The sequence below is a fragment of the Streptomyces sp. ADMS genome (assembly GCF_033441795.1).
In the GTDB taxonomy this organism is placed as follows: domain Bacteria; phylum Actinomycetota; class Actinomycetes; order Streptomycetales; family Streptomycetaceae; genus Streptomyces.
This window is the reverse complement of record NZ_JAVFVX010000393.1, coordinates 1-550: the sequence shown is the minus strand read 5'-3', so window position 1 is coordinate 550 and position 550 is coordinate 1. Positions and strand designations below refer to the sequence as shown.

The following is a 550-nucleotide window of genomic DNA, read 5'->3' as shown; positions in this document are numbered from 1 at the left end:
TGGCGGACAGGCCGATCCACCGCTCGGCCTTGACCTTGCGGATCGCGGCCTCGGCGGCCGGAGCCCCGATGGCGTGGCACTCGTCGACGACAATCAGGTCGTAGCCGTCCAGCAGTCCTGCGGCGGCCTCACGATGGGCCAGAGACTGCAGCATGATCAGGTCGACCACGCCGCCGCGGCGGTCCTTGCCCGCGCCGAGCGACCCGACGGCGTGCTCACCGAGGTCGAGGAACGTCGCCAGACGCTCGCGCCACTGGGCCAGCAGCTCGGCTCCGGTTGACGATGATGGCTGTGGGCCGGGCGTGAACCGCGATCAGCGCACAGGCCATCACTGTTTTACCCGCACCGGGTTGGGCGACCAGGACCCCGGTGGGTTGGGCGGTCATCGCTTCGACGGCCCTGGCCTGTACGGCGGTGAGTTCGCCGGTGAACCGGGCACCGATCGGGGCCCGGTCGGGGAAGGTGCCGGTGACTTTCAAGGCGCCGCCGGCGGCGGTGACCAGGCTGGCGGCTTCGTCGCGCAGCCCCCGGGGCAGGGCGATCCACTTCG

At 71.5% G+C, this 550-nt stretch carries 2 protein-coding genes; both read right to left on the bottom strand.

The annotated features are described in order from the left end of the window. Positions 1 to 241 (bottom strand): DEAD/DEAH box helicase family protein (locus RB628_RS42875; RefSeq protein WP_412180808.1); only part of this gene is annotated, 241 nt, incomplete at its 3' end. After that, positions 216 to 550 (bottom strand): hypothetical protein (locus RB628_RS41230; protein ID WP_318325748.1); only part of this gene is annotated, 335 nt, incomplete at its 5' end. The genes RB628_RS41230 and RB628_RS42875, both read right to left, overlap by 26 nt.